The 17705-nt window shown below is 71.6% G+C and carries 17 protein-coding genes; 7 read left to right on the forward strand and 10 right to left on the reverse strand.

The annotated features are described in order from the left end of the window. Window positions 1–3: 3 nt before the first annotated feature. Both ACTHLI_RS03440 and ACTHLI_RS03445 read right to left on the reverse strand, forming a co-directional pair. Window positions 4–1254 carry a hypothetical protein gene (locus ACTHLI_RS03440; protein WP_440181513.1) on the reverse strand — a complete coding sequence of 417 codons (1251 nt, stop codon included), beginning with the start codon at window positions 1252–1254 and terminating at the stop codon, window positions 4–6. A gap of 524 nt (window positions 1255–1778) precedes the next feature. Then, the gene (locus ACTHLI_RS03445; RefSeq protein WP_440181514.1) at window positions 1779–2012 is read right to left on the reverse strand and encodes a type II toxin-antitoxin system Phd/YefM family antitoxin; all 234 of its coding nucleotides are present in this window, start codon (window positions 2010–2012) and stop codon (window positions 1779–1781) included. 177 nt (window positions 2013–2189) lie between these two features. On the opposite strand from ACTHLI_RS03445, the gene ACTHLI_RS03450 reads away from it, so the two are divergent. From ACTHLI_RS03450 to ACTHLI_RS03465, 4 genes are all read left to right on the forward strand, one after another. Beyond that, window positions 2190–2492, forward strand: coding sequence for a hypothetical protein (locus ACTHLI_RS03450; RefSeq protein WP_440181515.1), 303 nt, complete (start codon window positions 2190–2192; stop codon window positions 2490–2492). A 115-nt stretch (window positions 2493–2607) separates the two neighbouring features. Further along, a complete protein-coding gene (locus ACTHLI_RS03455) occupies window positions 2608–3957 on the forward strand; it encodes a DUF222 domain-containing protein (RefSeq protein ID WP_440181517.1) in 1350 nt (449 codons plus the stop codon). Between the two features lie 278 nt (window positions 3958–4235). Then, the gene (locus tag ACTHLI_RS03460) at window positions 4236–5132 is read left to right on the forward strand and encodes a YncE family protein (RefSeq protein WP_440181519.1); all 897 of its coding nucleotides are present in this window, start codon (window positions 4236–4238) and stop codon (window positions 5130–5132) included. Between the two features lie 101 nt (window positions 5133–5233). Further along, the gene (locus ACTHLI_RS03465) at window positions 5234–5689 is read left to right on the forward strand and encodes a hypothetical protein (protein WP_440181520.1); all 456 of its coding nucleotides are present in this window, start codon (window positions 5234–5236) and stop codon (window positions 5687–5689) included. Between the two features lie 16 nt (window positions 5690–5705). On the opposite strand, the gene ACTHLI_RS03470 is transcribed toward ACTHLI_RS03465, so the two are convergent. The 3 genes from ACTHLI_RS03470 to ACTHLI_RS03480 all read right to left on the reverse strand — a co-directional run bounded on the left by ACTHLI_RS03470 (window position 5706) and on the right by ACTHLI_RS03480 (window position 9497). After that, window positions 5706–6818, reverse strand: a complete 1113-nt coding sequence (locus ACTHLI_RS03470; protein ID WP_440181521.1) for a hypothetical protein — start codon at window positions 6816–6818, stop codon at window positions 5706–5708. 342 nt (window positions 6819–7160) lie between these two features. Beyond that, window positions 7161–8744, reverse strand: coding sequence for an APC family permease (locus tag ACTHLI_RS03475; protein WP_440181522.1), 1584 nt, complete (start codon window positions 8742–8744; stop codon window positions 7161–7163). A gap of 60 nt (window positions 8745–8804) precedes the next feature. Further along, entirely contained in the window at window positions 8805–9497 is a 693-nt protein-coding gene (locus tag ACTHLI_RS03480) for an MBL fold metallo-hydrolase (protein WP_440181523.1), read from the reverse strand. A 111-nt stretch (window positions 9498–9608) separates the two neighbouring features. On the opposite strand from ACTHLI_RS03480, the gene ACTHLI_RS03485 reads away from it, so the two are divergent. Beyond that, window positions 9609–9746 carry a hypothetical protein gene (locus tag ACTHLI_RS03485; protein ID WP_440181524.1) on the forward strand — a complete coding sequence of 46 codons (138 nt, stop codon included), beginning with the start codon at window positions 9609–9611 and terminating at the stop codon, window positions 9744–9746. A 7-nt stretch (window positions 9747–9753) separates the two neighbouring features. On the opposite strand, the gene ACTHLI_RS03490 is transcribed toward ACTHLI_RS03485, so the two are convergent. Continuing rightward, complete coding sequence (locus ACTHLI_RS03490) at window positions 9754–10641, reverse strand: hypothetical protein (protein WP_440181525.1); 888 nt, start codon at window positions 10639–10641, stop codon at window positions 9754–9756. Window positions 10642–10743: 102 nt separating this feature from the next. Here ACTHLI_RS03490 and ACTHLI_RS03495 point away from each other — a divergent pair, with 102 nt between their 5' ends. Next, a complete protein-coding gene (locus ACTHLI_RS03495) occupies window positions 10744–11388 on the forward strand; it encodes a pyridoxamine 5'-phosphate oxidase family protein (protein ID WP_440181526.1) in 645 nt (214 codons plus the stop codon). Window positions 11389–11391: 3 nt separating this feature from the next. Here the strand turns inward: ACTHLI_RS03495 and ACTHLI_RS03500 are convergent, their stop codons facing one another. Genes ACTHLI_RS03500 through ACTHLI_RS03510 form a run of 3 tightly spaced genes read right to left on the reverse strand, consistent with a single transcriptional unit; the run spans window position 11392 to window position 15814 of the window. Then, window positions 11392–13374 (reverse strand): glycosyl hydrolase, encoded by a 1983-nt coding sequence (locus tag ACTHLI_RS03500; RefSeq protein ID WP_440181527.1) that lies wholly within the window; start codon window positions 13372–13374, stop codon window positions 11392–11394. Next, window positions 13371–14102, reverse strand: a complete 732-nt coding sequence (locus tag ACTHLI_RS03505; protein ID WP_440181528.1) for an HlyD family efflux transporter periplasmic adaptor subunit — start codon at window positions 14100–14102, stop codon at window positions 13371–13373. The genes ACTHLI_RS03500 and ACTHLI_RS03505 overlap by 4 nt, the downstream gene beginning before the upstream one ends. Next, a complete protein-coding gene (locus tag ACTHLI_RS03510; protein WP_440181529.1) occupies window positions 14099–15814 on the reverse strand; it encodes a glycosyltransferase in 1716 nt (571 codons plus the stop codon). The genes ACTHLI_RS03505 and ACTHLI_RS03510 overlap by 4 nt, the downstream gene beginning before the upstream one ends. A gap of 277 nt (window positions 15815–16091) precedes the next feature. Here ACTHLI_RS03510 and ACTHLI_RS03515 point away from each other — a divergent pair, with 277 nt between their 5' ends. Next, window positions 16092–17270 carry a permease gene (locus tag ACTHLI_RS03515; protein WP_440181531.1) on the forward strand — a complete coding sequence of 393 codons (1179 nt, stop codon included), beginning with the start codon at window positions 16092–16094 and terminating at the stop codon, window positions 17268–17270. A 26-nt stretch (window positions 17271–17296) separates the two neighbouring features. On the opposite strand, the gene ACTHLI_RS03520 is transcribed toward ACTHLI_RS03515, so the two are convergent. Further along, the coding region (locus ACTHLI_RS03520; protein WP_440181533.1) for an MMPL family transporter at window positions 17297–17705 on the reverse strand (409 nt) is incomplete at its 5' end.

A 17705-nucleotide genomic window follows, 5' to 3' on the forward strand; every position in this document is an offset into this window, starting at 1 on the left:
CGTTCACTCCTCGAGTTGCCCCTGAGGCCGTTCGGCTGTGCGCTCCGCGATGCCCGCGGCGACCTTGTTCGTCAAGGAACGGGCCCGGCCCAGCGCCCTCGCACCGGCGCGCGCACCGAGGCCCACGCCCTCAGAGCCCGCTTCGACTGCACGCGACCTCAAGTCACCGACGGCACCCCTCCATCGGCGGACCTCCATCGAAGCGTCGTCGCGACCGATCCCGAGCAACTGATGCAGCTCGACGACTCTTGCGGCGACTCGGTTCGTCGAATCGACGATTGCGGGCGACTTCAGTGGGTTGAGCAGCACCCACTTATTCGCCCGCGCCGCCGCCGCGTTCATCCGCTCGAGCAGGCGCTCGGTACTCGTCGTGATCAGCTCGAACCGGTTCTGCTGAGCAGTCTTGAGGCCTATCCGGTGCTGCTCCAGGTCGCCAGGCGCCACGTCGGCAACGCGGTCGAGCTCGAGAACCGCGATTGCCTCCTGCAGCCGGAAGCAGTGGACGAGCACTGCGGTCCACTCCTTCGACTTCACCTCCGTGGACGGAACGACCTTCGCGAGTTCGTCGACGTCGGTGATGCGCTCCAGCTTCTCCGCCAGTCCGTCGAGCTGCCGCAGCGCGTACGCCTGTGTTCGCGCGACGGTCGTTCCGACCGCCTGCACCTTCGACCAGGTGATCTCGGAGACGCGGCCAACTTCTGTCCGAATGGCCATTGCTTCATCGACGATCAGATCGACACCGATCATGTCTGCGAGCGCGCCGTCCTTCTGATTGCGAAGCACGTCGTCGACCTTCTGGTCGATGACCGCGAGGTAGTCGCTCAGCTCATCCAGCTTCTTCATCATCGCCATCTGAGCCAACGCGGCCCCCGCGCTGGAGATCACCATCGGGTTGAGCGCGCCGGACCCCAGCTGAGTGAACTCCAGCATCTTCTGCCACTGACCGTGATCGCCCCGAACGACGCCGATCATGAGTCCGCTCGCCGAGTTGGTCACCGGCCCGAGCGAGTGCAGGAGGGAGGCTGATTCCTCGGTCAGCTGCACCCACCGGCCAGTTTGCGAAGCAATCGCACCTCCGGCTTGCACCGCTGCCCCTGCCACACCGATCGCCAGAAGCGACAACTCGCTCAGAGCCCGCTGATCGAGCTTCGACGAATCGAGCCGCTCTGACGCCAAGAAGCGCTCGACGGCGGAGCACTCGCCGATCACTGCGACTCCGTCGCCGTCGCTGATGAGCTGAATGTCGTCAGCCATGTCTGTTCTCCCGCCGTTCGATGACGCGGGTAGTTCATGTTCAATTCATGCACGGCGGGGTGCGGCGCGCCGCTGTCAGCGATACTGAATAAGAGCCGTGCGGTTCACGAAGGTCTACGCCCCGGTGTGGCGCTCGGTTTTCGCGTTCTCCCCTCAGGAGCGGGCGTCGATCACCGGGTGCGGCGTGGAGTGCGAGCAGGACTTCGTCCGCAGTGCGCAACTGCGTGTTCATCGCAACGACCTGCGCGAGGAACGTGCGGTCGAAGAGGCACGAGGGTCGCACCCCTCGAGCCCATCCGCTGCTGCTCCTGAGTACGGAGCAGGACGGAGACCTGCCTGATCAATCCGGGTGAGCAGGTCCTCCGGTACCGCGAGCTTGCCCAGCATCGCCTTGATTCGGCTCCGCTACCGCGATCGACGAGAACTCCACGCCGTCCGCGTGCTCAAGGAGCCACCGGGCGTCCCAGCCGAGCCGCTCCCCGCGCGCAACGATGCAGAGCGCAGCGCACGTGTCGAACAGCGCCTCACTCGTCGCCGTAGAGCTGCCGTGCGATCTGCTCGTCGGGCCAAGCGAACGCGTCGTCCCTGATCGTGATCAGTCCTGCTGCGGTCCCGAACCGGATCCCCTGCAAGCGGTGCATCACCAGCTCCACGACCGGCTTGCCCGCTCGCGCGATGACGACCTGCTCACCGGCCTCGACCTTCGCGATCAGCTTCGAGAGCCCTGTCTTCGCCTCGTGCACGTCGACGACGATCATCGTCCGATGATCGTGAGCTGAGACGGGCTGAGCAAGGTCCGCGCTCAAGGCAGATCGCGTGCCCAACCCTGGCACCGGCTCTCCCCGGAGGTCCGGAACGAACGTTCCGCGCCGTCCGCCACCGCGACGCCGTCACACCTGAGCTGGGCTCAACCTTCGCGGCGTTCACTTCCCCTCATGGACGCGAGCGGTCAGTGGGAGGTCGAGGTGCCGACCCCCGTCGGGCGGATCCGCTTCGACGTGCACATCGGCGAGGACGGCGCAGTCGAGGCGAGCTATCACGGACGTCGCATCCCGGTGCCGGCGATGCGGACGGCGCCCGAGGGAGACGGCCTCCGTGTGGGATGGACCCAGCAGCTGACGTTCCCGTTCCCCGTCGGCATCACGGTGGACGCACTCGTGATCGGCGACCGGCTGACGGGGACCGCTACCGCTGGCGGCTTCCCGCCGGTGCAGCTAGAGGGACACCGGGTCGATTGAGGCCGCTGAGATTGCCCGGGGAGTTGCGAGTCCTCACCCGTCCGGTTCCAGCGACTCGATTGCGGATCGAATGCGGCTTCGAATCGCTGTCGGTGGGGCGTGGTGAGATTTTCGCATGTCTGATCCCACTGATGAGGGCGGATCCCCACCGCCCGCAGAGCCCCAGGATCCGTTCGCCGCGCTCGATGCGCGGGAGGAACTCTTCACCAAGTCGCTGCAGCACGCGGACCGGATGGTCAACGCCGCCGCGGCGGTCCGGCTGCATCTGATGCTCGCGGGGATGGACGCGATGCTGTTGGAGGAGCAGGAGCAGACCGGGTCGATGCCGCGTCCGGATGACCCGGTGGTGACTGGGTTCCTGCTGCATCAGGCCAACGAGTTGCGGGTGACCCGTTCCGCGGTGCAACGGCGGTTGGACGCGGCGCGGATGCTGCGGGACCACCTCCCGGCGACGTGGGCGGTGTTCCTGGGTGGGGCGGCGTCGGAGGACGCCGCGGTCGCGGCCGGGACGATCGCGATCGGCCTCCCTCCGACGCATTACGGGGTGTTCGATGCCAAGGCCGCGGAACTGATCCAGACGGAGCGGGTGCGGGCGGTCGAGCGGGAACTGCACGAACTCCGCGACGAGTTGGAGCCGGAGACCACCACGGAGCGGCATACGGAGGCCACGAACCGGCGGTTCGTGCGGGCGCGGGCGACGCAGGACGGGCAGGCGGTGCTGGAGATCCATTCCACCGCGATCGATATCGCGGCCGTGTACGACCGGATCCGCAAGCACGCCGTGGCCGCGCACGGGCGCGACGGGGAGTGCCGCACCCTGGGGTGTCTGATGGTCGACTCCGCGATCGATGCGCTGCTGACGGGGTGCATGAGGGGGCCTGAGGCGGGTGGGCCGTCGTACCCGTTCGAACGCCTCGGCGAGACCGGGGAGGGCGGGGACGGGGATGCGTCCCGGAAGCTGATCGACGCGACGATCCTGGTCACCATCCCCGCGAACACCGCCACCGGTGCCGGGGATGCTCCGGGGCAGGTGGCGGGGATGGGCACGATCGATGCCGAGACCGCCCGGACCCTGGTCGCGCACACCGCGACCTGGACCCGCGCGGTCATCGACCCGGTCGACGATGTGATCCTCAAGTTCGACTCGCACGAGCGGTACATCCCCGCCGGGCTGAAGAAGTTGCTGCATCTGCGGCAACCGACCTGCGGATGCGGGTGCGGGCTCCCCGCCCACCGGGCGGATATCGACCATGTCCAGCGGTTCGAGCACGACGGCCGCACCCGGCACCAGAACCTCCAGATCCTCTGCCGCAGGTCCCATCAGGCCAAGGACGCCGGGTTCGCCGACGTCCGCATCGGGGCCGACGGGACCCCCTATTGGCGCACCAAGTGGGGCGGGGTGCAGGTGATGAAGACCGCCATGCGCATCCGCACCACCGACGAGACGGAGCACACCCCCTTCTGACCAGCCCCCGGCTCCGAGTCGGGCCGCATCGCGCAGGCCGCACCTCGCTCGCGCGGGCGGAACCTACGCTGGCCCCCTCACGGGCCGGAGGTGGCATGCGCGCACGGCTGGGATCCGGTGCCGCACCGAGCCGGCGCTCGGTCCTGCAACTCGGCGGCGCCGGCCTCGTCACGGCCGCGCTTTCGAGCTGCACAGGCGCGCCCGCACGTCCGGTTCCGGCCCGAACCGGCTACGGCGGCCGCCCGATCACCGGTGCAGCCGAGCCCGGCACGGCACCCGTGCCGACCGAGGCACCGGTCGGGCACGTCATCGATCTCCCCGCGGGGACCCACCCGTGGGGCGTCGCCGTCGCGCCGTCAGTGGGCCGCGTCTACCTCGCGGCCCGACATCGCCACGAGCTCGTCGTGGTGGATCTCGCGGCCTCCGCGGTGACCACGGCCGAGGTCCCGGGATCCGCCCGGATGATCGACCTCGCCTCCCCCACCGGCCCCCTCCTGCTCCCGGCGGAGGACAAGGCGACCCTCTTCGAGCTCGCGCTCCCCTCGCTCCAGGTCGTGGCCTCCTGGCCGACGAGGAAGCAGCCCCATCAGGCAGTCGTCACGGGCGGCACGGTCTTCGTCTCGCAGGAGTACGGCCACGGCGTCCGTGCCATCCGGGACGGGAAGCTCGTGACCGACCTGACGGAGGCGGTACAGCCGGGTGGGATCACCGCCGTCGACGGGCGGGTCGCGGTCGTGGACGTCGCCACGAGCACGCTGTTCGTCTACGACGCCTCGACGCTCCGACTCCTGGCGGCGCTCCCCGCCGGCGAGGGCCCGAGTCACGTCACCCCGATCGGCGGCAGCCGGGTCGCGGTGTGCGATGTGCGCGGCAACGCGGTGTTCACCTACGACCTCGCCGACTCTCCGAAGGAGCTGGGTCGCGCCGCCGTGCCCGGTCGGGCCTTCTGGATCGAAGGGGACCCGGCCACGGGCACGATCTACACGGCGCTGTCGAACACGAACCTCGTCGCGCGCCTCCGGGTCGACTCGGCAGGTCGGCCGGCGCTCGACGGCACGATCCCCACGGTGCAGCAGCCGATCTCGTTCGATCTCGATGCGGCGAGCGGGACGCTGTACATCGGCGGATACGCCCGGTCGCAGCTGCAGGTCGCGCCGGTGGCCGCACTCCGCTGAAGGCGGACCAGAGACGGTCGCGACCGCAGGCTTCCCGCAGGGCGGTCGCGCACGATGGTTCCGCGCCGCCGCGACGGTCGGCGAGGAACGAGGAGCGGCACATGCCGGGAACCGCACGCGCCGTGCTGGCGATGGCCGCGAAGGCCGGGCCGCTGATCCTGAAGTACGGACCCCGCGTCGCGGGCGCGGTCGCCGTCCTGACGAAGTTCGCGCACGACAACCCCGGCATCCCGGCCTGGTTCCGCGCACGCCTGCGCGACGTGCCGCAGCAGATGGAGGACGTGCAGCACCGGCACGGCGATGCCGCGAAGATCGCCGGCACGCTCGGCATCATCCGGGACGTGGCGCGCGACGCGAAGACCGCGGACGAGCGCATCGACGCGGAGGGCTACGTGCTGCGTGCCGATCGGCTCGAGCGCGGCCTCCGGCTCGTGGAGGCGCAGGAGGGGCACGAGCGCAAGCAGCGGCTCACCCAGCTCAAGGCCGACACCGACGCGCTCCTGGCCGAGGTGCTGGAGGCGGTCACCCGCGGCGAGGACGGAGCTCGGCCGGCATAGGGCGCCAGCCCGCGGGTCAGTACTCCTGGCCGTTGAGGAGGCGCGCGCCCTCGTTCAGCTCGGCCCGGGTGCAGAACCCGCCGTAGCCGAGGTAGCCGTTCGGCTCCAGGGCCATCGCCCCGCAGTCCGCGGCGTGCTCGATGGGCGGCGCGCCGTTGTCGCCGACCGTGAAGTCCGCAGCCGCGGCCGCCTTCATCTGCGCGTACCCCTCCTGGGACCCGCCGTAGTTCAGCCACTGGCGCTCGTGCGAGCACTCGTGGAGCGCGAGCGCGCGCTGGGACGCCCGCGTCAGGTTGGCCCTGACGCCGACGGCCGTGCTGATGCGGATCAGGAGGGCGCCCGGCGCGTAGTCGCCGGCCTCACGCCCGCCGAGGTGCGCGATCTCGACCGCGGTGTTCGGGCAGTAGGGCGCCGCGTCGGCGTAGATCGTGGCGGCCATGCCCGTGTAGAGGTGCTGGTTCTCGTACACGACCGAGACCGGCGCGGACGCGGAGGTGCCGGAGGCGAACCGGTACTGCACCGCCTCGGTCGCGAGCGTCGTCGAGTACGCGGGCGTCGCAGCGGTCAGGGGCGCGTTCGGCGCGACGGTCGCCTCGATGCCGGTCGCGGTCCAGCCGCCTCCGGCGACCCGGCGCTCGAGGCGGACGTCGAGCTGCGGGTTCGACGTCGCGGAGCGGAACGAGTAGCCGGCCGCGAGACGCACGGAGCCGCCGTTGCCGACCACGACCTGCTTCGTCGGTCCGACCCCGACCACCGCGACCGACGTGAGCGTCACCTGGGTCGTCGACGCGGCCCACTGCCCGGTCGAGCCCGCGACGACCGGTCCGGCAGGGGCGAAGGGCAGCAGCGTGGGACCGCCCGGCGAGGTCACGAGCATGCCGAGCATCGCCACGCTGCCGATGGCTCCCGCACCGATGCCCGCGACCGCGGTCGCGAGCACGCCCGCGCTCGGCGCCCTCCGGTTGCGGCGCAGCGCATTGAGGCCGATCAGGATCGCGCCCACGCCGATCGTCGAGAACGCGAAGCCGTGAACGCCCCCGCTCGAGGCGAGCAGCGGGCCGAGCGCGACCGCGATCGCGGCGACGCCTGCGAGGAGTGAGAGCAGCGCGAGGCCCCACGGGCGCCGCACCCGCGCCCGCCTCGGCGGAGGGAGGCGCGTGCCGGAGATCGGAGCCTGCTGCCCGCTGGCGTATCGCTGCCAGGCGGGGTGGTCAGGAGGGAGCGAGGCTGCTGGCTCCTCCGGCGCCCAGTCGCGCGGTCCGGTCATCGACATGGAGAGACGCCCACACTGAGAAGGATCAGCTCGGGGTCCGCAAGGTGATGCTCCGGCCACGAACCATTCGACGAAGACGACGACATCGAGTTCCTTTCGCGCTCGATGCAGCCTATTGACGGCCTCGAGGAGGCCATCATCCCCCGATCGGGCGCCCGTGGACCGGAGGGGCACGCCAATTCGCTCCCCGGAGCGCGGCTACTCGACCGCGAGCCCTTCGTCCGCCACCGATTCGGGCAGCGCGCCGAAGACGATCGACTCCTCCCGACCCTCCGCCAGGGCGTTCGCCCGTCTGGTCGGCGCGCCGAGCGCCCAGAACAGCACCCCGATGCCGATGAAGACGAGCACGGGGATGAGCTCCGTGGCGAGGTAGAGGCCCGCCTCGCTCGCCTTCCAACCGTCCGGGCGGTAGTCCGCGCCGAACCAGCCGAACGGCGCTCCCGGCGCGATCAGCTGCAGCACGGTGAAGGCGAGCAGCACCATCAGCACGATCGTGAGGGGCCGGTGGAACGGCATCCGGTACGGCCGCGGCACGTCGGGATGCGTCCTCCGGAGCTTCCAGAGCGACGGGTAGATCAGGAGGTAGCTGATCAGCGTCGTCGAGATCGTGACGCCGAGTACGGCGCCGAAGAACTTCGCCGCGCTCCCCTGCGTGATCACCTGCGCGAGGACCAGCACCAGCGTGGAGACGACGCCGCTGAACACGTTGACCCGCACGGGCGTGCCGAGCTTCGCGTTCAGCACCCCGAGGAAGCGCGGCGCGGCGCCGTCGTAGCCCGACACCGCGAGCGCGCGGTCCGAGCCCATGATCCAGGTGACACCCGAGGTGAGCACGCAGAGCACGAACAACACCGCGCCGACGTCGCCGAGCGCCTGGCCGAGTCCGGTCAGGGTCACCGCGCCGTCGGCGGCGATCGAGCCGCCGTAGACGGTGAACACGCTCTTCATCGCGTCGACGAGTCCGCCGAAGTTCGTCACCTTGTCGGCGGGCAGCACGAGCAGGATCCCGAGGATCGGCACCGCGTACAGGAGGAAGGAGGCGATCGCCGAGCGGAGGATCGCGAACGGCACGTCCCGCTTCGGGTTCCGCATCTCCTCCCCCGCCGCGGACGGCAGCTCGAAGCCGACGTAGTTGAACAGGAGCACGCCCACGAGCGCGACGAATCCGCCCATCGTCGGGGTGAAGGAGGAGGCGCCGAGACCGTGGAGCCCGTGCTCGGCGGCGTAGACGACGACCGAGACCGTGAACAGGCCGAGCAGCAGGAAGCGGGCGAACGCGCCGACGGTCGTGATCCACTTGCCGATCTGGAACGACAGCACCGCGGCGAGCACCGCGATCCAGATGAACACGATCGAGACGACGAGCACGACCGGGGTGCCGTACGCGTTCCCGTCGTTGAAGAAGGTCTGGAGCGCCGCGATCGCGCTGATCGCGAGCGTGCCGCCGAGCCACACCGGGTTCGTGACCCAGTACATGAAGTTGTTGATCGCGCCCGCGAGGTGGCCGAACGCCATCCGCGTCCACATGTACGGGCCGCCCTCCTGCGGGAAGGCGCTGCCGAGCTCCGCGAACAGCAGGGCCTGCGGCACGAAGAAGACCACCGCGAACACGAGCATCCAGGTGAACGCCTCGCCCCCGGAGGAGGCGACCGAGGCGATCGTGTCGACGCCCACGATCGTGCAGATCAGGAAGAACAGGATGTCGAAGCGGCCGAAGTGCCGCTGCAGCTTCGCGGACTCCTGTGCGGCGGGCGCAGCGCCCGGCTCGGTCACTGCGGTCACGGATGGACTCCTCTCAGCGGTCGCTCAGCGAGATGCTCCTCCTTCCGCGTTTCACCGGTGTTACCGGTCGGCGTCGATTGCGCGCATCGCCAGTCGCTCGCGGTCGCGCCGGAGCCGCGCGAGCGCATCACCGCCCGGAGAGCCGTGCCCGGGGATCACCAGCGTGGCCCGCGCCGCGAACGGCTCGAGGCGGTCGAGCCCGGCGCGGTAGGCGACGCCGTCCGGGTCCACCTCCGACAGCAGTGGGGGCTCGATGTCGCTCAGCAGGTCGCCGGCGATGAGCACGCGGAGCCGCGGGAGCCACAGCGAGGTGTGCCCGGGGGCGTGCGCGTCCGTGACGATCGGCACGACGGGGCTCCCCGTCCACGGGAGCCGTTCCGGCAGCGCGGCGAGTGGGGGCGCGGTCAGGAATGCGCTTGGCGGGAACCCGGGGCCCAGCTCGTCGAGCATCGGCGCCCGCGGCGCGGCCGCGGTCGCGGGCGAGCCCCAGCGCGGCACCTCGCCCCACGCCGGGTGCCACAGGAGGTGGTCGAAGTGGCTGTGGCTCGAGATCCCCGCGACGACGGTCAGCCGCAGGGCGGCGAGGTCGGCGGCGAGGCCGTCGAGCTCCTCCGGGGTCCACGCCGGATCGACGAGTATCGCGCTCCGGCGCGGCCCGACGAGCACGACGCTGTTCGTCCGGTCCCGGCGGCTCGTGGCGACGAGCAGTCCAGGGGCGATCGGACGGAGGCGGCGGAGGGAGCCGGGCGGCACCCGTCGATCGTCGCACCCCCGTTCGGGGGGCTTGCCGCCACCCGCGCGCGGGCGGGAGCGTTCGTGAGCCGGACCACCCGATCCGGCACCCGCCTCCCCCCAAGGCTCCCCATGCCCGCATCCCCCGCACTCCGCCTCGTCGACGAGCGCGCGCAGCGCCTCCGCTTCGTCCTGCAGCGGACGCTCGCCGCCACGCTCGGCGCGGTCCTCATCGGCGCGAGCGCGATCGTGTTCCTGAACGCGCTGTAGCCGCCGCTCAGGCCTCCGGAGCAGGCCGCCGCCGTCGCGCCGCTCCGTGCGCGACGATGCCGACCGCGGCGATCGCCGCGGCGACGAGCAGCGGCGGGATGACCAGCTCAGGTGCGAGGAGCGCTGACCGGAAGACGTCGAGGCCGAAGCCGAGCATCTCGCCGGGGAGGCGGGCGTAGACCCGCGCTCCTGCCGCGGAGGTGACCGCTGTCACGATCGGCGGCCCGATCCAGAGCGCGAGCGCCGCGAACACGGCCGCAGCGATGCGCCCGAGGGTCCGCACGCCGCTCCAGGCGACCGCGACGCCGACGGCGATGGGTGCGAGCCACCGCGGCACCTCGAGGATCCAGGTCGGTCCTGTGACGGACGTGATCGGCGGCACGAGCAAGCCGCCGAGCCAGGACGGCAGGAGCACGGCCGCGAGCGCGGCACCGACGACGACGGCTGCGCGTCGCGGAGCGGCGAGCAGGAGGAGGACGGCGAGCCCCACGAGCATCGCGAACAGGGACCCGGCGATGAGCAGCCCGAGGTAGGTCGCCGTCTCCGGCCGATCGGGCAGCCCGGCCCGGACCACCACCGTGGTCTGCACGAGCGCGACCACCTGCACCAGGAGCACGCCCGCCGCGAGCGGGGCGCGCTGCGCGCCGGTGCGCTCCCCGCGCAGCGCACGGCCGCCGAGGCCGCCGAGGGCTCCGCCGATCACGAGCAGGGACGCGAGCGTCGACAGCGCGTACTGACTGAAGGGCAGCAGGACGAGGGGCCACGCGTCCTCCGGTGGCGCCGTCACCCACAGGTTCTGGAGCGGCAGCCGCATCCCGTGGATGAGCCAGGGCACGAGCCCGATCGCTCCAGCGGCGACGCCGACGGCGAGCGGGACCCAGGGACGCGGTCGCATGGCGCGCACGGTACGGGAGGACGCGGCGGCGCGCCGACCCGCACCCGTGGTTCCGGAGCGGGTCGTGGTGCGGACCGGACCGCGCGGTCCTACGGTCGAGTCGTGACCATCGCGGACGCGGAGACCTGGACGGCCGTCGAGACCCTGGACGAGCTCGTCGCCCTGATCGGCGAGCCGAACGCCCGGGCGCGGGAGAAGTCGCGGACCGCGCTGCTCGAGGTGGACCGGCAGTGGCTCGCCGCGTCACCGTTCTGCGTCATGGCGACGGCCGACGCGGAGGGCCGCTGCGACGCCTCCCCCAAGGGCGACCCGGCCGGGCAGCTCGCGCACGTGCTCGACGACCGCACGATCGCGATCGCGGAGCGCCCGGGCAACCGCCGCGCGGACGGGTACCGGAACATCCTGCGGAACCCGCACGTGGGGCTGGACTTCCTGATCCCCGGCCGCGGCGACACGCTGCGCATCAACGGCCGCGCGCGGCTCGTGTCCGATGCCCCGTTCTTCGACGACCTCGCCGTCAAGGGCAAGCGGCCGGTCCTCGCCGTGGTCGTCGACATCGAGGAGGTCTTCTTCCACTGCTCGAAGGCGTTCCTTCGCTCTGGGCTCTGGCGGCCGGAGACGTGGGCCCCGGAGGCGCTGGTCCCCCGCCGCGCGATCATCGCCCGCGACGTCGAGCCGGACGGCCGCACGCTCGAGCAGTTCGACGAGTACTACCGGACCGAGAACTACTCGCGCGGCCTGTACTGAGCGCTACCGCGACAGGATCCAGGCAGCCGCGTAGGCCTTCGAGTTCGCGCCGTCGACCTGCGTCGACGGCAACCCGGCGAGCTCGTGCAGCGCGGTGCTCTTCGACCCGCCGGCCAGCACCCCGTACATGAGCAGGTAGTCGGCGAACAGGCCGCTGCGGCTCGTGCGCGCCTCCGCGAGGTCCGCCCGCATCGACGATCGGGCACCGCGGAGGTAGCCGGCCGCCGGGCTCATGGGGATCAGCTGGATCGCGAGCTTCGCCGCCGGATCCGGGCTGAACCAGGTGGCGCTGTCCCGCTTCCCGCCCCAGACCAGCGACGCGAAGGCGTGGTGGAACGCGGGGAACGCCCGCAGGTCGGGATAGAGCCAGAACGCCTTCGCGGCTGCGGCCTCGTTCGCGAGCAGCCAGGCCGCCGTGCTCGTCAGCGCGGCGTCCTTCCTGGCCGACGCCCAGAGCGCGAGCCCGTTCCAGGCGTTCACCGCCTCCGACGTCGACTCCTGGTTGTTGCCGTCGGCGAAGGGCGCGTACCCGCTCGCCCAGGAATGGCCCGCCCAGGGGTCGTAGACCCGCAGCGCGGGGATGCCGTCCTGCGCGGTCGGCGAGGCGATGTCGGCCGCGAGCAGATCGATCACCGGGGCGATCCGCGCGCCGAGCGCCGCGTCGTCCTGCGCCGCGACCGCCGCGGCGTACAGGAAGTACCCGTAGTGGAAGTGGTGGTCGTTGAACTGGTCGCTGCCGTACGAGGCCTGCAGCCCGACGATCCCGCCGATCCGGGTGTCGTGCACGAAGCAGTGGGTCGACCGGGTGTCGCAGCCCTTCGGCTGGGTCCACTCGGTGAGCGCCGTCTGCAGCCGCTTCCGCGCGTCGGCGGCAGCGGCGGGATCGTGCGCCGCCTTCGCGACCTGGAGGAGGTTCGCAAGCCGGTAGAGCCATTTGCCGCCTGCGTAGGTGTCCGCGGGCTCCGCGGGCGTCGACTGCAGGTCGCGGGTGAGCTGCGACCGGATTGAGGCGAGCTGCGCCGACGAGGCGTGCGAGAGATCGATCGAGTCGGAGGGGGTCACCGCGGCCACGCCGGAGGTGATGGATCGGCCGCGGCAGAGCGACAGGGTGCCGAGCGACGAGAGCACGGCGCCCGAGCGGCAGTGGGCGCCGCCGGTCTGCTGCATCGCGGTCGCGGCGAGCACGGTGGGCGCGTCGCCAACGGTGCGGTAGCCGAGCCGCGTGACGATGCGGTCGCCTGCGGCGTGATGCGTGACGGTCGAGCCGGTCACGACGCCCTTCGCGCCGGCCGCCATGGTGGCCGCCGACACCCCGCTCGGGAGCGCCCAGAGCACCGCGCGCTGCCCGGCGGCCAGGCGCAGCCGGGACCCCGACACCGCACCGGAGGGTGCGCGCACCGCGTAGGTCGTGCCGCCCACGACCGCCTGGGCCGTGCCGTCCGGGCCCGTCCGCAGCGCGGTGGTGAACCGCGCGGTGAGCGCCGAGCGCGCGGTCACCGCGACGTACGGCCAGCCCTCCGCCATCAGGACATCGGCCGCCCCGAACCGGGAGGTGACGGTGAGCGCGTCGTACCCGGAGACGCGCATCGGCGCGCCGTCGAACCGCAGGCCGAGGCCGGCGACCGCGGGGCCGAGGATCGAGTCCGCCGTCGCGACCGGGCGCGGCAGCCCGATGTCGAAGCCGTGCGACGAAGCGGTGAAGGACAACGGCATCGGGAAGACGGGCTGGGGCTTCGCCCCGAAGACCAGCCCGGAGAACCAGCGGTTCGTCGGTACCGCCAGCCCGGCCGCCAGGCGGCTCGGGCGCTGCTGCGCGCTGCCCGTCGGCAGCGATGGGAGCGCGCGCGTGAGGGCGGCGGCGGCGGCAACGGGCGCCTCCGTCGAGGACGGCGTCACCGGCTGATGCGCGCCGGTGCAGCCGGTCAGGAGCCCGGCCAGCGCGGCGAGGGCGGGCAGGAGGAGCGCGGCGCGGCGGCGCGCCGTCACAGACCGACCTTCCGCAGCAGCGCCTGCCCCGCGTCCAGCGCGCCCGCGAGCGGGCCGTCGTCCCGGAGGTGGACCGTCGCGGTGACGGGCGTGCCGGGCTCGATCAGCCCGTCGTCCGCGCCCTGCACCAGCGCGGAGCTCTGCACCTCGAGCTGCGCGATCGCGCGGTCCCCGACCGTCGTGACCGAGATGTCGCCGACGCGGCCCGTGACCGTCTGCTGATTGGGCAGCAGCAGGTCGACGGCCGCGCCGCGGGTGAGCCGCCCGTAGTCGGTCGGCGTCAGCGACACCTTCGCCTGGACGGTGAGCGACCCGGCCTTCGCGACGTGGAGGAGCGTGCCGCCCGCCTGGACGAACATCCCCGGCCGCACCTGCAGCCCGCTCACCGTGCCGGCGACCGCGGACTGGAACTCGATCACCCCGGTCGACGACACCGAGTAGCCGAGCGACTTCGTGGTCACGAGGCCCTGATGCAGGTCGTGGAGCAGGCTCGCGCTCCGCACCGAGACGAGCGGATCGCCCGCCTGCACCTGCTGCCCCTCCTGCACCGCGACCTTGGTGACCGTGCCCGCGTAGGTCGAGCCGACCGGGTAGTCGACGGCCGTGATCGCGGCCGTCTCGCTCGTGGCACTGTGCTGCCGCTGGTTGAAGACGACGGTGAGCGCGGCGGTCAGCGCCAGCACGAGCACGCCGCCGAGCAGCAGCCGGAACCGGTTCCCCCAGGTCATGCGACCCCCTCCATCTGCTCAGCGGGGGCCATGCCCAGCACGGGCACGCCGGGCATCGACGACACCGGGGACGTCGACACGCGCTCCAGGCGCCTGGCGACGCGGACCTCGCGCTTCATGCGCGCGGACTCGCGCGCCGCGAACCCGAGGAACGAGCCGATGATCAGCGTGTTCGTGATGTTCCAGGCGGAGGCGAGCGTGAACACGCCGTTGTCGAGGTCGCGCCAGAGCCCGACCGCACTCGTGATCGCCAGGAACAGGAAGGTGAGCATCTGCGGGACGATGTAGTTGAACGGCGAGGAGGCGCTGCCGGCGGCGCCGGTCGCGCTCCAGGCGGTCTTCTTCCCGGTCAGCACGTTGGTCAGCGCCTTCAGGTAGATCGGGAACGAGCACGCCGACAGCAGCAGCGTCTCGAACCGGAACGACCCGACCGCGTAGAACGCGAGCCCGATCTGCAGCAGGTAGAACCCGGCGTAGTAGAGCCCCCACGTGAGCGGGGTGATGGCGAGGTTCATCGGCCGCAGGTCGAGGAAGATCTCGAGCGGCGGCACGAGCAGCAGCAGTGCGGTCGCGATCCCGGTCAGGTAGTGCGTCGCGGTCGCGAGGTACTGCAGCCGCTGGTCGAGCGTGAGCCGGCGACGGAACCCGAGCGGGTTGTGGGTGAGCAGGATCTCGAACCCGCCGGTCGCCCAGCGCAGCTGCTGCTTGGCATAGGCGGCGATCGTCTCGGGGGCGTCGCCGATCGCGAGCACCTCCGGCAGGAACACGCTGCGCCATCCGCGCTCGTGCAGCATGAGGGACGTCCAGACGTCCTCCGACTTCGACGCCGTGTACATGCCGCCGATGTCCTCGATCGCCGTGCGGCGGAACATCACGTTCGTCCCGACGCAGAACGCCGCGTTGAAGCGGTTCCGGCCCGGCTGGATCAGCTTGTAGAACACGGTCTGCATGTAGCCGGCGCCGCGGGAGATGAAGTTCGTCAGGTTGCCGTACGTCTGCGGCGTCTGCACGAACGCGACGCTGCGCCGCGCGAAGAACGGCAGCGTCTCCGTGAGGAACTGGGGTGCCGGCACGAAGTCCGCGTCGAGGATGACGAAGAAGGGGGCGGAGGTGCGGGCGAGCGCCGCGTTGATGTTGCCCGCCTTCGCGTGGGCCCGGTCGGCCCGGCGGAGGTAGTGCGCGCCGCTCGAGCGCGCGACCCGGCGCACCTCGTCGGAGTGCCCGTCGTCCAGGACGAACGTGCGGTGCCGCCCGTGCATGGCGACGGCCGCCTGCACCGTCCTGCGGATCACCGCGACGTCCTCGCCGTAGGTCGTGATGAACACGTCGACGTCGATGCTCTCGCCACCCACCCGGAGCGGCCACAGCCGCGGGTCGGCCTCGACCCGGGACTCGCGGATCAGGCGCCCGTCGAACAGCAGCTCCTTCGCCCGGTGGTAGCCGTAGTCCCTGGGGTCCTGCGACCCGGCGAGGATCGTCCACATCGACAGCAGGGCGGTCGCGACGAGCACCGACTCGGCGCCGATCACGAGCAGCCACGGCAGCAGGTCGCCGCGGTTCGCCGGGTTCAGCAGGAACGAACCGTAGGCGATGATGCCCAGCACGCCCAGCAGCACGAACAGCACCATCGTGGGCGACTGGGCCGTCGCGGATTCGGTGCTGCGGCCCATCGCGCCCGCCGCATGGCGGTTGGTCTTCGCGCGTCTCGTCACGTCGGATCGGCTCCCGGTTCCCCAGGCGGCGCCCGGCCACGACCGGACACCGCCGGCGTTGGCGACTTGCTCCCCGCCTGACGACGAGGTGCCCCCAGTCTGGGGGGCACCGATTACGCAGCGCGGGGATCGTGCGCGGCGTGTCCGCGTGTCGCTCGCGCACTTTCGGTTGAGCGTGTGCAAGCAGATAGCGGTCAGGTTCGGGCTGATACGCGCGGGCGCGGAGCCCTCCACCTCCCAGCCCGTTCGGATACCCCTCGGGGGTATGGTGTCGCGCATGTTCGTGCTCACCGCGGTCCTCGACGCCCTGGCGATGGCCGGGAACATGGCCTGGCAGATCCTCTGGCCCCTCGTGCTCGGCTTCGCGCTCTCCGCCGTGATCCAGGCGGTGGTGCGCCGGGAGCGGATCACGGCGCTGATGGCCGGCTCGGGTCCGAGGTCGGTGGCGGTGTCCTCGGGCCTCGGCGCCGCCTCGTCGTCGTGCTCCTACGCCGCGGTGGCGCTCGCCAGGTCGCTGTTCCGCAAGGGGGCGAGCTTCACCTCCGCGATGGTGTTCGAGATCGCGTCGACCAACCTCGTGCTCGAGCTCGGCATCATCCTCGCGCTCGCCCTCGGCTGGCAGTTCACGCTCGCGGAGTTCATCGCCGGGCCGATCATGATCGTGCTCGTCGCGCTCCTGTTCCGCCTCTGGCTCCACCGCCGGGTCGTCGACGCGGCGCGGGAGCAGGCCGACAAGGGCGTGGCGGGGTCGATGGAGGGGCACGCCGGCATGGACATGTCCGTCCAGTCCGACGGGCCGTTCCTCCGGCGCCTGCTGTCCCGCGACGGCCTCACCGCGACGAGCCGCTACTTCGTCATGGACTGGGCCGCCGTGCTCCGCGACATCGTCATCGGGCTGCTGATCGCCGGGGCCCTCGCCGCGTGGGTGCCGGCGTCGTTCTGGCAGACCGTGTTCCTCGCGAAGGACCCGGTGCTCGCCTTCGTGCTCGGACCGCTCATCGGCCCGCTCATCGCGGTCGTGAGCTTCGTGTGCTCGGTCGGCAACGTGCCGCTCGCCGCGGTGCTCTGGAACGGCGGCATCAGCTTCGGCGGCGTGATGAGCTTCATCTTCGCCGACCTGCTGATCCTGCCGATCCTGGCGATCTACCGCCGCTACTACGGCCTGCGCGCCACCCTCGTCATCGCGGGCACGTTCTACCTGTCGATGGTGCTCGCCGGCTACGTGATCGAGCTGGTCTTCGCGCCGCTCGGCCTCGTGCCGCAGGACCGGCACGCCGCCGTCCTCGAGTCGAGCATCTCCTGGAACTACACGACCTGGCTCAACATCGTGTTCCTCGCGGTCGCCGCGGTCCTCGTGATCCGGTTCTTCCGCTCCGGATCGGGGCCGATGCTGCGCGAGATGGGCGGCTCGCCCGACGCGGGCCACCAGCACGACCACCACACCGCGGAGGCCTGAGCCCGCGGCCGACCGGGCCGGAAGCCTCAGGCCCGGGCACGCTCCAGCACGGCGGCGTCGCGCGGAGACGGCCACCAGAACCGATCGCCGGTGATGAGCACGAGCGCGGGCACGAGCAGCGTCCGCACGACGAGGGTGTCGAGCAGCACGCCGATGCACACGAGCGTCCCGATCTGCGCGAGCGCCACCACGGGCAGGACCCCGAGCACCACGAACACCGCCGCGAGCAGCACACCGGCGCTCGTGATCACGCCGCCCGTGGTGCCGAGGGCGACGACGATCCCCTCCCTGGTGCCGTGCTGCAGCCGCTCCTCCCGCGCCCGCGCGGTGAGGAAGATGTTGTAGTCGACGCCGAGCGCGACCAGGAACAGGAACGCGAACAGCGGCACCTGCACGTCGAAGCCGGGGAAGCCGAACACGTGCTGGAACAGCAGG

Origin of the sequence: Amnibacterium sp., assembly GCF_051956055.1 — a bacterium.
In the GTDB taxonomy this organism is placed as follows: Bacteria; Actinomycetota; Actinomycetes; order Actinomycetales; family Microbacteriaceae; genus Amnibacterium.